The sequence below is a fragment of the Variovorax sp. P4_B11 genome, assembly GCF_056402355.1.
Genome location: NZ_JBFUHO010000022.1, coordinates 12,723 through 26,573 on the forward strand (window position 1 = coordinate 12,723; position 13,851 = coordinate 26,573).

Annotated in this window: 10 protein-coding genes; 6 read left to right on the forward strand and 4 right to left on the reverse strand. The window is 69.8% G+C overall.

The window, feature by feature from the left end:
- Positions 1-6: 6 nt before the first annotated feature.
- Entirely contained in the window at positions 7-1,044 is a 1,038-nt protein-coding gene (locus tag AC1DYD_RS19845) for a putative 2-aminoethylphosphonate ABC transporter substrate-binding protein (protein WP_478174468.1), read from the reverse strand.
- Positions 1,045-1,238: 194 nt separating this feature from the next.
- Between AC1DYD_RS19845 and AC1DYD_RS19850 the strand changes: the two genes are divergently transcribed.
- A complete protein-coding gene (locus AC1DYD_RS19850; RefSeq protein WP_478174469.1) occupies positions 1,239-3,005 on the forward strand; it encodes an ABC transporter ATP-binding protein/permease in 1,767 nt (588 codons plus the stop codon).
- Here the strand turns inward: AC1DYD_RS19850 and queC are convergent.
- The 3 genes from queC to AC1DYD_RS19865 are packed head-to-tail and all read right to left on the reverse strand — an operon-like array spanning position 2,984 to position 6,474.
- A complete protein-coding gene (queC, locus tag AC1DYD_RS19855; RefSeq protein ID WP_478174470.1) occupies positions 2,984-3,685 on the reverse strand; it encodes a 7-cyano-7-deazaguanine synthase QueC in 702 nt (233 codons plus the stop codon). The two genes, AC1DYD_RS19850 and queC, sit on opposite strands and share 22 nt — an antisense overlap.
- A gap of 51 nt (positions 3,686-3,736) precedes the next feature.
- Positions 3,737-4,201 carry a cyanophycin metabolism-associated DUF1854 family protein gene (locus AC1DYD_RS19860; RefSeq protein WP_478174471.1) on the reverse strand — a complete coding sequence of 155 codons (465 nt, stop codon included), beginning with the start codon at positions 4,199-4,201 and terminating at the stop codon, positions 3,737-3,739.
- A complete protein-coding gene (locus AC1DYD_RS19865) occupies positions 4,198-6,474 on the reverse strand; it encodes a cyanophycin metabolism-associated ABC transporter (RefSeq protein ID WP_478174472.1) in 2,277 nt (758 codons plus the stop codon). The genes AC1DYD_RS19860 and AC1DYD_RS19865 overlap by 4 nt, the downstream gene beginning before the upstream one ends.
- Positions 6,475-6,601: 127 nt before the next feature.
- Here AC1DYD_RS19865 and AC1DYD_RS19870 point away from each other — a divergent pair, with 127 nt between their 5' ends.
- The 5 genes from AC1DYD_RS19870 (at position 6,602) to AC1DYD_RS19890 (ending at position 13,851) form a co-directional block, all read left to right on the forward strand.
- On the forward strand, positions 6,602-8,842 hold the full coding sequence (locus AC1DYD_RS19870; protein WP_478174473.1) for a cyanophycin synthetase: 2,241 nt from the start codon (positions 6,602-6,604) through the stop codon (positions 8,840-8,842).
- A gap of 36 nt (positions 8,843-8,878) precedes the next feature.
- A complete protein-coding gene (gene cphA, locus AC1DYD_RS19875; protein ID WP_478174474.1) occupies positions 8,879-11,446 on the forward strand; it encodes a cyanophycin synthetase in 2,568 nt (855 codons plus the stop codon).
- A gap of 148 nt (positions 11,447-11,594) precedes the next feature.
- Positions 11,595-11,954: a hypothetical protein gene (locus AC1DYD_RS19880; protein ID WP_478174475.1), complete on the forward strand. Its 360-nt coding sequence runs from the start codon at positions 11,595-11,597 to the stop codon at positions 11,952-11,954.
- A gap of 107 nt (positions 11,955-12,061) precedes the next feature.
- A complete protein-coding gene (locus AC1DYD_RS19885) occupies positions 12,062-12,313 on the forward strand; it encodes a hypothetical protein (protein WP_478174476.1) in 252 nt (83 codons plus the stop codon).
- Between the two features lie 38 nt (positions 12,314-12,351).
- A complete protein-coding gene (locus AC1DYD_RS19890) occupies positions 12,352-13,851 on the forward strand; it encodes a CYTH and CHAD domain-containing protein (RefSeq protein ID WP_478174477.1) in 1,500 nt (499 codons plus the stop codon).

Consider the following 13,851-nt stretch of genomic DNA (forward strand, 5'->3'; position numbering starts at 1 on the left):
GAGGCCTTACTGCGGCGGCGCCTTCTTTTCGGACTTCGACTCGTAGCGCTTCGACCATTCGGCCAGGATGCGTTCGCGGTTGGCGGCGGCCCAGTCGAAGTCGTTCTTGGCCAGCAGCTTCTCGACGTCGCCCGGCACGAACTCCAGCTTCTCCTGGATGCCCGGCAGCGCGAGCACCGCGAAGTTCTTCGCGTAGAGCTGGTTGGCCTGTTTCGTCACGGCCCAGTCGGCCAGCGCCTTCGCGGCGTCGGGCTTCCTGGTCGTCTTCATGATGCCGGTGGCCTCCATGTCCCAGCCCAGGCCTTCCGTGGGCAGCACGATGTCGATCGGCGCGCCGTCGCGCTTGGTCTTGTTGGCGCGGTATTCGAAGGACATGCCGAGCGCGAACTCGCCAGCGCCGGCCTGGCGGCAGGGCTTGCTGCCCGACTGGCTGTAGATGCCGATGTTCTGGTGCAGCGCGTCCATGTACTGCCACGCCTTGGGCTCGCCCATCATCTGGATCCAGCCCGAGACCATGAGGTAGCCGGTGCCCGAAGCGGCCGGGTTCGGCATCGTGATCTGGCCCTTGTAGACGGGGTTCGTCAGATCGGCCCAGCGCGTGGGCTTCGGCAGATTCTTCTTCTGCGCCTCGACGGTGTTGAAGCAGATGGCGGACGACCAGACGTCCATTCCGACCCACTTGGGCGGATTGGCGCTGTCGCGCATGGTCGGCTTGACGGCTTCGAGGCCCTTGGGCGCGTAGGGCTGGAGCATGCCCTCCTTGTCGAGCAGCATCAGCGAGGTGGCGGCCAGCCCCCAGACGACGTCGGCCTGCGGATTGGCCTTCTCGGCCAGCAGCTTGGCGGTGACGATGCCGGTCGAGTCGCGCACGAACTTGAGTTCGATCGAGGGGTTGTCCTTCTCGAAGGCGGCCTTGTAGGCCTGCACCTGGTCGGCCTCCAGCGCGGTGTAGACCAGCAGTTCGGTGCGGCCCTGCGCGATGGCGCCGGCGCCGAGGCCCAGCAGGACGGCAGGCAGAAGGGTTTGGAAGGTGCGACGCAACATGGGATTTCCTCGAGCGGGACGGAGAGATGCAAGGCGGCGCGCGCCGATGCACGAAAGCCGTGAATCATCGGCAGCCGATGTGACAGGCGTTTGTCAGCCGGCCCCGGATTTCAGCGCCGCTTAAGAAAGCGCGCCCGAGTGGGTTTAGGATGAAAGCAACGCGCCGCCCCCAGGCGTGAACCCACTCCCACGCCATGACTGCAAGCACCGGTTCCAAGAGCATGCTGACCACCCTGCGCCGCATCGGCGCGCTGGCGGCGCCCTATTTCAATTCCGAGGAGAAATGGAAGGCCCGCGGCCTGCTGGCGGCGATCGTGGCGCTCAACCTCGGCGTGGTCTACATGCTGGTGCTCAACAACCAGTGGTACGCGCGCTTCTACGACGCGCTGCAGAACAAGGACCAGGCGGTCTTCTGGCGCGAGATCGTCTATTTCTGCTGGATCGCGGCCGGCTTCATCGCGATCGCGATCCTCAAGTTCTACCTGACCCAGCTGCTGCAGCTGCGCTGGCGCGCCTGGATGACCCGCAGCTACCTGCAGCGCTGGATGGCCGACCGCACCTTCTACCGCCTCGAGCTCGCGCGCTACGGCCAGCAGGACGGCCTGTCGCCGGACAACCCCGACCAGCGCATCCAGGAAGACATGCAGCTCTTCACCGACTACACGATGACGCTGTCGATGGGGCTGCTCAACGCGGTGGTCACGCTGGTGAGCTTCATCGGCATCCTGTGGGGCCTCAGCGGCGTGGCGGACTTCACGCTCTTCGGCCACAGCTTCTCGGTGCCCGGCTCGATGGTCTGGATCGCGCTGGTCTACTGCGCGGCCGGCACGGTCATCACCCACTACATCGGCCGCCCGCTGATCGGCCTGAACTTCCAGCAGCAGCGCTACGAGGCCGACTTCCGCCATCACCTGGTGCGGGTGCGCGAGTACAGCGAAGCCATCGCGCTCGACCGCGGCGAGCAGGTCGAGCACGGCCAGCTGCAGCTGCGCTTCGGCGCCGTGCTCATGAACTACCTGCAGCTGATCAGGAAGCAGAAGAACCTGGTGGCCTTCACGGCCTCGTTCGGCCAGGCCTCGGTGATCTTCGCCTTCATCGTGCAGGCGCCGCGCTTCTTCAGCGGCGCGATCCAGCTCGGCCAGCTGATGCAGGTCAACTCGGCCTTCGGCCGGGTGCAGGACTCGCTGAGCTGGTTCGTCGACAACTACGACCGCGTGGCCGTCTGGCGCGCCACCGCCGACCGGCTGAGCTCCTTCGAGGCCGCGATGCGGGCCAATGCCGGCGCCACCAGCGCGCTCGAGCGGGCACCGGCGGACAACGCCAAGGGGCTGCGCGCCGATGGCTTCGGCGTCACCCTGCCCGATGGCGCGCGCCTCATCGACGGGGCCGCGCTCGCCGTCCATCCCGGCGACACCGTGATGCTGCAAGGCCCCTCGGGCAGCGGCAAGTCGACCCTCTTCAGGGCCTTCGCCGGCATCTGGCCGTTTGCGAAGGGCCGGGTCTCGATGCCCGACAACACCATGTTCATCCCGCAGCGGCCCTATGTGCCGGACGGCCGGCTGCGCGATGCGCTGGCCTATCCGCAACCGGCCGGGAAGTTCACCGACGCGCAGCTGGTGCAGGCCCTGAACGATGCACTGCTGCCCGACCTTGCGGCCCGGCTCGACGACCGCGATGCCTGGAGCCAGAAGCTCTCGGGCGGCGAACAGCAGCGCCTGGCGATCGCCCGCGTGCTGCTGCGCAAGCCGGCCTGGCTGTTCGCCGACGAGGCCACCAGCGCGCTCGATGCCGACAGCGAGAACACGCTCTACAAGCGGCTGGCCGCGATGGTCCATGCCGCGGGCGGGGCGATGGTGTCGATCGCGCACCGGCCCTCGGTCGGCGACCACCACCAGCGCCGCTGGACGCTGGTTCCGCAAGCCGAAGGCGCGGACGCGCGCTACAGGGTCGAGGCCACGTAGCGCTCCCAGCCCCGCGCCCGCAATTCGCAGGCCGGGCAGCTGCCGCAGCCGTAGCCCCAGGCGTGGCGCTGCGTGCGGTCGCCCAGGTAGCAGGTGTGGGTGTCCTCCACGATCAAGTCGACCAGGGCAGCGCCGCCGAGCCGGTGCGCAAGGGCCCAGGTCGCGGCCTTGTCGATCCACATCAGCGGCGTCTCGATCACGAAGCGCCGGTCCATGCCCAGCGTGAGCGCGACCTGCATGGCTTTCATGGTGTCGTCGCGGCAATCGGGATAGCCCGAGAAGTCGGTCTCGCAGACGCCGGTGACGATCACCTCCAGGCCGCGCCGGTAGGCCAGCGCGCCGGCCAGCGTCAGGAACATCAGGTTGCGGCCCGGCACGAAGGTGTTGGGCAAGCCGTTGGCCTGCATCTCGAAGGCGATGTCCTGCGTCAGCGAGGAAGCGCTGACCTGGCCCAGCACGTCGACCGACAGCAGGTGGTCGTCGCCCAGCCGTGGCGCCCATTGCGGGAAGCGCTCGCGCAGGCGCGCCAGCACCGCGAGCCGCGCGTCGAGCTCGACCCGGTGGCGCTGGCCGTAGTCGAAGCCGATGGTTTCGACGCGCTCGTACTTGGCGAGGGCATCGGCGAGGCAGGTGGTGGAGTCCTGGCCACCGGAGAAGAGGACGAGTGCGGTGGTGTGCATGAGGGCGGAAGTATCAGACAGAATCCACCAGCTCGCGCACGGCCGCGCGCTTCACAGGAAGCGCTCCAGCAGCTTGCGCGAGCCGCGGTCCAGCGCCTTCACGTCCGGAATGCGGAACTGCACCCCATGCGCGCTGGCGATCAGCAGCGCACCGCCGTCGAGCCGGCGGATGTCCTCCTCGGCCTTCAGCACGAAGTGGGTCTCGCCGCGGTCGGTGGCGATACTCCACGTGCTCGGCACGCCGAAGCTCGACACCTTGTGCAGCTTCAGCAGCGTCGGCGCGAAGTCGCGTGCCGCGAGTTCTTGCGCCAGCAGCGCACGCGCGGATTCCGGCAGGGCGTCGACACGGTCGACCCATACCAGTTCGCGCCCGTCGCTGCCGACCAGCGACAGGCCGTCGTCGGGTGCGCTGAGCGGAAAGGCGCGCACCGGCAGCACGCCGACGTGGCGCATGCCTTCGCCGTCGATCAGCACCAGCCGCCCGAAGGCATCGCGTTCGAGTCGAAATCCCATCATGCATCCCCCGCCGGATGTGCGGCATGGCTGCCCAGCACCAAGGCCACCGAGGCGCGTTCGGCCAGCGCGCCCGCACTCTCGTCGTCGGTCTGCCGCAACTGGGCCTGGTAGAGCCGCCAGTAGGCACCCTGCTTCTCCATCAGCGCGTCGTGCGGCCCGACCTCGACGATCTCGCCGCGATCCATCACGACCAGCCGGTCGGCCTTGCGCAGGGTCGACAGCCGGTGCGCGATGGCGATCGTGGTGCGTCCCTGGACCAGGTTGTCGAGCGCCTTCTGGATCTCCTTCTCGGTCTCGGTGTCGACCGCCGAGGTGGCCTCGTCGAGGATCAGGATGCGCGGATCGATCAGCAGCGCGCGCGCGATGCTGATGCGCTGCCGCTCGCCGCCCGACAGCCCCTGGCCGCGCTCGCCGACCAGCGAGTCGTAGCCGTGCGCGAGCCGCAGGATGAAGTCGTGCGCGTGCGCCGCGCGCGCCGCTGCGACGATCTCCTCGCGCGTGGCATCGGGCTTGCCGTAGGCGATGTTCTGCGCGATGGTGCCGAAGAACAGGAAGGGCTCCTGCAGCACCAGCCCGACGTGGCGCCGGTAGTCGGCCACCGCGAAGCGGCGGATGTCGCAGCCGTCGACCTTGATGGCGCCGTCGGTGACGTCGTAGAAGCGGCAGATCAGGTTCACCAGCGTACTCTTGCCGGAGCCGCTGTGGCCCACCAGGCCGATCATCTCGCCCGGCTCGATCACCAGGTCGAGGTCGCGGATCACGGCCCGGCTGCCGTAGCGGAAGCCGACGTCGGCCATCTCGATGCGCCCCTGCACGCGCTCGACCTTCACCGGATTCGCCGGCTCGGGCACGTTGCTCACGTGGTCGAGGATGTCGAAGATCCGCTTGGCACCGGCGGCCGCCTTCTGCGTCACCGAGACGATCCGGCTCATCGAGTCGAGCCGCGTGTAGAAGCGCCCGATGTAGGCGATGAAGGCGGTCAGCACGCCGACCGTGATGCGCCCGCGCGCCACCTGCCAGATGCCGAATCCCCAGACCACCAGCAGGCCGATCTCGGTCAGCAGCGACACGCTCGGCGTGAACAGCGACCAGGTCTTGTTGAGCTTGTCGTTGACCTGCAGGTTGTAGGCGTTGGCGGCGTGGAAGCGCTTCGCCTCGCGCTGCTCCTGCGCGAAGGCCTTCACCACCCGGATCCCCGGAATGGTGTCGGCCAGCACGTTGGTGACCTCGCTCCAGACCCGGTCGATCTTCTCGAAGCCGGTGCGCAGCCGATCGCGCACCACGTGGATCATCCAGGCGATGAAGGGCAGCGGCACCAGCGTGACCACCGCCAGCAGCGGATTGATCGAGAACAGGATCACCGCGGTCATGGCGATCATCAGCACATCGGTCAGGAAGTCGAGCGCGTGCAGCGACAGGAAGACGTTGATGCGGTCGGTCTCGGAGCCGATGCGCGCCATCAGGTCGCCGGTGCGCTTGCCGCCGAAGTAATCGAGCGGCAAGGTCAGCAAGTGCTCGTAAGTGGTGGTGCGCAGGTCGGCGCCGATGCGCTCGGAGACCAGCGCGAGCAGGTAGGTGCGGGCCCAGCCCAGCGCCCAGCCGACCAGCGCCGCGGCCAGCAGCGCGCCGAGGAACATCACGACCTTGGCGACCGCGATCTGCTGCCCGTTCTGGAACGGGATCAGGATGTCGTCCATCAGCGGGATGGTCAGGTAGGGCGGCACCAGGGTCGCGGCGGTCGATGCCAGCGTCAGTAGAAACCCGGCGATCAGCTGCTTGCGATAGGGCTTGGCGAAACGGCCCAGGCGCAGCAGCACCCAGGTCGACGGCGGCGTCTGCAGTTCGGGCTCGACGAAGGGGGCGTCATCGGGTTCGGCGCCGGAGGCTGTCGCCTGGGCGACAGCTTCGGCCTGCTGATCGAACAGCTTCTGCAGCCGCAAGGCCGCCGGCTGCTGGGCCAGCGTGAAACGCCAGCGCCCGAGCCGGCCCTCGGCGCCCTGCAGGTCGAGCGTGCCGATGCCGGCATGGTCGCTGAGCTGGATTTCCAGGCCCGGCGCCGGAATCCGCCATTCGGTCCATTGGCCGTCCGGTTCCCGCGCCAGCAGGCGCTGGTCGGTCAGGGCCAGCAGCCCGGACCTGAATCGAAAGTCCTCGTCAAGGTCAACCGGGAGGGCCGCCAGAACGTTTTCCGCGACTGAGAGCCGTCTTTTCAGAGCGTCTGAAGCGGCTTCCCCTTCGCCCCCCGGGGTTCCGACTGGATCGTGATGTTGCATTGTGTTTCTGTATCTCTGGCCCGCCGACGGACCCTTCATGGCGCTCCTCGCGCGCCGATTCTGACCGATGGCCATGGGCGCGCTTGAGGGCGCATCCGTGCTCGGCCAAAGCACATCGAACGTTTTCATGACCCGTTTCGACGACATCCAACTGCTGCGCATCAACTATTTGCGCGGACCGAACCTCTGGACCTACCGGCCCGTGCTGGAGGTCTGGCTCGACCTCGGCGCCCTGGAGGACCATCCGTCGAACACGATCCCGGGTTTCACGGACCGCCTGACCACCCTGCTGCCGGCCCTGATCGAGCACCACTGCGGTGTCGGCGAGCGCGGCGGCTTCATCCAGCGCCTGACCGAAGGCACCTGGGCCGGCCATGTGCTGGAGCACGTGGTGATCGAGCTGCTCAACCTGGCCGGCATGCCGACCGGCTTCGGCCAGACCCGCAGCACCTCGCAGCATGGCGTCTACCGCATGGTCTTCCGCGCCCGTGACGAGCAGGTCGCCCGCGTCGCGCTGGCCGAGGGCCACCGCCTGCTGATGGCCGCGATCAACAACGACCCCTTCGGCACCGCCGACGTGCAGCGCGCGGTCGACGCGGTCAAGGCCAAGGTCGAGGACTGCTACCTCGGCCCGAGCACCGCCTGCATCGTGGGCGCCGCCACCGACCGCGGCATTCCGCACCTGCGGCTCAACAGCGGCAACCTGGTCCAGCTCGGCTACGGCGCCAGCCAGCAGCGCATCTGGACCGCCGAGACCGACTACACCAGCGCCATCGGCGAATCGATCGCCAGCGACAAGGAACTCACCAAGTCGCTGCTCGCCAGCTGCGGCGTGCCGGTGCCTGAAGGCCAGGTGGTCGCCAATGCCGAGGAAGCCTGGGAAGCCGCCGAGGACATCGGCCTGCCGGTGGCGGTCAAGCCCTCGGACGCCAACCACGGTCGCGGCGTCTCGCTCGAACTGAACACCCGGGAGGAAGTCGCCGCCGCTTTCGCCGTGGCGGAGCCCGAGGGCAGCGACGTGATGGTCGAGCGCTTCATCCGCGGCCACGAGCACCGCCTGCTGGTGGTGGGCGGCCAGGTGGTGGCTGCCGCCCGCGGCGAGATCATCACGGTCACCGGCGACGGCGAGTCGACCGTGGCCCAGTTGATCGACAGCCAGCTCAACAGCGACCCCCGGCGCGGTGCCGAGGAAGAATATCCGCTCGACGTGATCGTGGTCGACGCCGATGCCAAGCTGCAGCTCGAACTCAAGCGCCAGGACCTGGACGCCGCGGCCGTGCCCACCGCCGGCCGCGTGGTGACGATCCAGCGCAACGGCAACATGGCGATCGACTGCACCGACCAGGTGCATCCGGAGGTCGCCCACGCGGCCGTGCTGGCCGCCCGCGTGGTCGGCCTGGACATCGCCGGCGTCGATCTGGTGGCCGAGGACATCTCGCGCCCGCTGGCGGCCCAGGGCGGCGCGATCGTCGAGGTCAACGCCGGCCCCGGCCTGCTGATGCACCTGAAGCCGGCCGTCGGCTCGCCGCGGCCGGTGGGCCGAGCGATCTGCGACCACCTGTTCCCGGACGACGCGCCCGGCCGCATCCCCGTGGTCGGCGTCGCCGGCTCGCAGGACACCGCCGTGCTGTCGCGCCTGGTGGCCTGGCTGATCGGCCTCGGCGGCCGCCACACCGGGCTGGCCTGCCGCGACGGCCTGTTCCTCGAGCGGCGCCGGGTCGATGCCCGCGACAGCGCCCACTGGGAAGCCGGCCACCGGCTGCTCGTGAACCGCGCGGTCCAGGCGGTGGTGATCGAGAACGGCGCCGAGACCATCCTGCGCGACGGCCTGGCCTACGACCGCTGCGAAGTCGGCATCGTGACCGACCTCGAAGGCGCCGAGGCACTGGGCGAATTCGACATCACCGAGAGCGACCAGATGGTCAAGGTGCTGCGCACCCAGGTCGACGTCGTGCTGTCCGAAGGCACCGCCGTGCTGAACGCCGGCGACCCGCGCGTGGCCGGCCTGGCGCCGCTGTGCGACGGCGACGTGATCCTCTACGCCGCCGACCCGCAAGCCGAGGCGCTGGCCAAGCACCGCGACGCTGGCGGCAAGACGGTGCTGGTGCGCCAGGACCGCGTGGTGCTGGCCACCGGCAGCAGCGAATCCTTCCTGCCCGGCCTCGGCCGGCTGACGATCTGGCGCGCCACCCACGCGGGGGTCAGCCTCGAGAGCCTGCTCGCCGCGGTCGCCGCCGGCTGGGCGCTGGGCATTCCGCTGAACCTGATCGGGGCCGGCGTCGAAGCCTTCGAAGCCGACCTGCAGGCGGCGCTGGCCTCGCTGCAGCTGTCGCAGACCCTCGTTTCACCCGAACCACAATTTGCCTGACCGGCTGGACCGCAGGTCCACCGGCGCCCGAACACCATGGAAGTCACGCGAATCCGCGCCCTGCGCGGGCCCAACTTGTGGAGCCGCCACACCTGCATCGAGGCGATCGTCTCGTGCACGCCCGACGAATCCGCGATCGAGCGCCTGCCGGGCTTCGAGAACCGCCTGCGCGCGCTGTTCCCGACCATCGGCGAGCTGCACCCGATCGTGCTGGGCCAGCCACTGGCACTGGCGCATGTGCTCGAGAACGCCGCCATCGCCCTGCAGGCGCAAGCCGGCTGCCCGGTGAACTTCGGCCACACCTCGCGCACGCTCGAGGAAGGCGTCTTCCAGGTGGCCTTCCAGTACAGCGAGGAAGCCGTCGGGCGGCGCGCGCTCGAGCTGGCCAAGGGGCTGATCGACGCCGCCCACGGCGGCACCGAATTCGATGCCAATGCGGCGATCACCGAACTGCGGGATCTCGACGAATCCGCACGGCTCGGCCCGAGCACCGGCTCGATCGTCGATGCGGCGGTAGCGCGCGGCATCCCGTTCCGCCGCCTGACCCGCGGCAGCCTGGTGCAGTTCGGCTGGGGCTCCAAGCAGCGCCGCATCCAGGCCGCCGAAGTCGACAGCACCAGCGGCGTGGCCGAGGCCATCGCGCAGGACAAGGAACTCACCAAGCAGTTGCTCAACGCCGCCGGCGTGCCGGTGCCGCTGGGCCGCCCGGTGAGCGATGGCCAGGACGGTTGGGCCGCGGCCCAGGAGATCGGCCTGCCGGTGGTGGTCAAGCCGCAGGACGGCAACCAGGGCAAGGGCGTCACGGTCAACATCAGCAGCCGCGAGCAGCTGCTGGCCGCCTACGACTCGGCCGCGGCTTACGGCGAGGTGATGGTCGAGAAGTTCCTGCCGGGCTTCGACTTCCGCCTGCTGGTGGTCGGTGACCGGCTGGTGGCCGCCGCCCGCCGCGATCCGCCGCAGGTGATCGGCGATGGCGTGAAGTCGATCCGGCAGCTGGTCGACGGGGTCAACCAGGACCCGCGCCGCGGCGAGGGCCACGCCACCTCGCTGACCAAGATCCGGCTCGACGACATCGCCATCGGCCGCCTCGAGTCGCAGGGCCTTGGGCCCGACAGCGTGCCGACGCTCGGCCAGCGCGTGGTGCTGCGCAACAACGCCAACCTGTCGACCGGCGGCACCGCCACCGACGTCACCGACACGGTGCACCCCGAAGTCGCGGCGCGCGCGGTCGATGCGGCCCAGATGGTCGGCCTGCACATCTGCGGCGTCGACATGGTCTGCGAGAACGTGCTGCGCCCGCTCGAGGAGCAGCACGGCGGCGTGGTCGAGGTCAATGCCGCGCCGGGCCTGCGGATGCACATCTCGCCCTCCTTCGGCCGCGGCCGCGCGGTCGGCGAGGCGGTGATGGACACCCTGTTCGCGCACGGCGACGACGGCCGGATTCCCGTGGTGGCGGTCACCGGCACCAACGGCAAGACCACCACCGCCCGGCTCATCAACCACCTGCTGGCCGGCAGCGGCCTGCGCACCGGGATGACCAACACCGATGGCGTCTACGTCGATGGCCGCCAGACCGACAGCGGCGACTGCAGCGGTCCGAAGAGCGCGCGCAACGTGCTGCTGCACCCCGACGTCGATGCGGCCGTGTTCGAAGTGGCGCGCGGCGGAATCTTGCGCGAAGGCCTCGGCTTCGACCGCTGCCAGGTGGCGGTGGTGACCAACATCGGCAGCGGCGACCACCTCGGCCTCAACTACATCACCACCGTTGAAGACCTCGCGGTGCTCAAGCGCGTGATCGTGCGCAACGTGGCGCCCGGCGGCTACGCGGTGCTGAACGCGGCCGACCCCAACGTCGCCGCGATGGCGGGCACCTGTCCCGGCAGCGTGATCTTCTTCTCCGCCGACCGCGCCCACCCGGTGATGGCCACGCACCGCGCCCAGGGCAAGCGCACGGTCTATGTCGACCAGGACGCGCTGGTGGCGGCCGAAGGCTCCTGGCGCGAGCGCATCCCGCTGCGCGACGTGCAGATCACGCGCAACGGCAGCATCGGCTTCCAGGTCGACAACGTGATGGCCTCGGTGGCCGCGGCCTGGGCCGTGGGCCTCGACTGGGACAGCATCCGCAGCGGCCTCGCGAGCTTCAAGAACGACGCCGCCGGCGTGCCGGGCCGGTTCAACGTGATGGACTACCGCGGTGCCACCGTGATCGCCGACTATGGCCACAACACCGACGCCATGCGCGCGCTGGTCGCCGCGGTCGACACCATGCCGGCCAGGAAGCGCTCGGTCGTGATCAGCGGCGCCGGCGACCGCCGGGACTGCGACATCCGCGACCAGACCGCCATCCTCGGCGAGGCCTTCGACGACGTCATCCTCTACCAGGACGCGGCGCAGCGTGGCCGCGCCGACGGCGAAGTCATGGCCTTGCTGCGGCAGGGGCTCCAGGGCGCCGGCCGCACCAGCTTCATCGACGAGATCCGCGGCGAGTTCATCGCCATCGACAGCGCGCTGGCGCGGCTGCAGCCCGGCGACCTGTCGCTGATCCTCGTCGACCAGGTCGACGAGGCGCTGGCCCACCTGGCCAAGCGGATCGCCGCCGGCTGACGGGAGGCGCGCGGCCCCGTCCGACAAGAATGCGAGCCTGCGACGGCTCGCGCGCGGCGCCGACCGCTCTCACACTGCTTGAAGCCCGACCGCACATTGACGGTCGGACCGGCGCGATGGCGCGCCGCCAAGACTCAAGGAGTGACCGATGAAAAACGTTTTGCGTTCCTGTTCCGCCGCCCTGCTGGCCGCCGGCAGCCTGTTGGGCGCCCCGGCGGCTTTCGCGGCCGGCCTGCCCCCCGGCTCCCTGCCCTGCGATGGCGTGATGCAGGACCAAAATGCCTGCCTGCGCGAACGCGGCGCAGCGGCCGAGATGGCGCGCCGCGGCGCCTTCCCGGCGCCGGATGCCGCCACCCTGCAGCAGAATGCGCTGGCGCGCTGCGACCGCCAGCCGGCCAGCGACCGCGAAGCCTGCGAAGCCAGGGTCGTGGGGGGCGCTTCGACCACCGTCACCGGCAGCGTGCTGGGCGGCGGCGTGATCCGGCAGGCCGAGACACCGGTCCGCTGAACCGTGCGGGAGGGCCGGGAAAACCCCAGCCTGTCACGCGACTGTCACAAATGGCATGGAGGCGCTGGCTATAGTCAGCGGAATGTACTAACAAGGGAGCTTCCCCCATGAACGCCATCAAGGTCGCCCGCCGACTCATCGAGACGGACCCGACCCACGCGTCCGCCAAGATCCTGGCCCAGCTGGTCCTGGCGCTCGAATCCGAGGCCAGTTTCGAGCTGGTCACGCTCTACGAACTCGACTACAAGAGCTTCCAGCTGGCGATGGACATCCTGAAGGAATGGCGGCTCGACCGCTACTACGCCAGCAAGTCGAAGCTGTACGATCTCTCGCTGCAAGTCAGCGAACTGAAGGAGTGAAGCCGGGGCCCGCCGCGTTCGGGTCATCGAGTGGCCCAGTGATCGAATTCGAGCTCAAGTTCCAGGTCGATTCCGCGCACCAGGCGGCGGTGGAAGCGGCGGTCGGGCGCGGGCGCTCGCACCGTGCGCGGCTGCGGGCGCGCTATTACGACACGGCGGACGGCGCCTTGGCTGCGCTGCACATCGTGCTGCGGGTCCGCAAGGAAAACGGCGCCTGGGTGCAGACCGCCAAGGCACCCGGGCGCAGCCTCGTCGAGCGCCTCGAGCACAACGTCGAGCTGCCGCCGGCGCAGGCCAGGGAGGTCCCGCGGCCCGACGTCGGGCGGCACGAAGGAACGCCGGTCGGCGAACGGATCGCCGAGGCCTTGCGCCGGGCCGGCCAGGACCCGGCCGGGGCCGAACTGGTGCCGCTCTACGGCACCGACGTCTGGCGCATCACGCGTGAGATGCGCAGCGGCGATGCGCTGGTCGAACTCGCCTTCGATGTCGGCACCGTGCGCGCCGGCGAGCGCACGCAGCCGCTGCGCGAACTCGAGATCGAGCTCAAGCATGGCAGTCCTTCGTCGCTGCTCGAGCTCGCCGGCCGCTGGCGCGCCCGCTACGGACTCTGGCTCGACACCGTGTCCAAGTCGGAGCACGGCGAGCGGCTGGCCCGCGGCGTGGTGCACGGCCCGCCGATCAAGGCTGCGGCGCCCCGGCTGAAGGCCGGTGCCAGTGGCGCCCAGGTCTTTCGCGCGGTGCTCGACAGCTGCCTGGCACAGATCCTTCCGAACGCCAGCGAGGTTGCGGCAGGCAGTCCCGATCCCGAGCACGTGCATCAGCTGCGCGTCGGCATCCGGCGCCTTCGCACTGCCCTGCGCGAATTGGCCGCCTTTGCGCCGGCGATCGACCCGGCGTGGGAGCCGGCGCTGGCCGAGGCCTTCCAGGCGCTGGGCCAGCAGCGCGACCGCGACCACATGCTGCGCAGCGTGCAGCCGCAACTCCTGGCCCACGGTGCGCCGCCTTTCGCCGTCGACCGGGCCGCAGACGACATCCAGTCCGCAGAGACCGTGGTGCGTGCAGCCGCCTTCCAGGCGGTGCTGATGCACCTGATCGCCGCGGCGCTGCCCGACGGCGGCACCGAGGCCGGGCCCGAGCAACCGTCCAGCGCGGCCCGCAAGGCGATGCGGGCCCGGCTCTCGACGCTGCATCGGCAAGTGCTGCGCGATGGCAAGCGATTCGAAAGCCTCGACCCGACGCAGCAGCATCGCGTCCGCAAGCGCCTCAAGCGGCTGCGCTATCTGGGCGAGTTCGTGGCGCCGCTGTTCGGCCGGCGCGCGGCCGAGCGTTTCCTGGCGCACCTGGGGCCGGCGCAGGACGCGCTGGGCGCGCACAACGACGCCGCGATGGCGATGGCCGCCTACCGCGCGCAGGCCGCGACCGATGGCGCCGCCTGGTTCGCCGTCGGCTGGCTGGCGGCGAACCAAGCGGCCAGCGCCATGCAGTGCTGCAAGGCGCTCGCCAAGGTGGCCGAGCAGCGTCCGTTCTGGAAGGCCTGA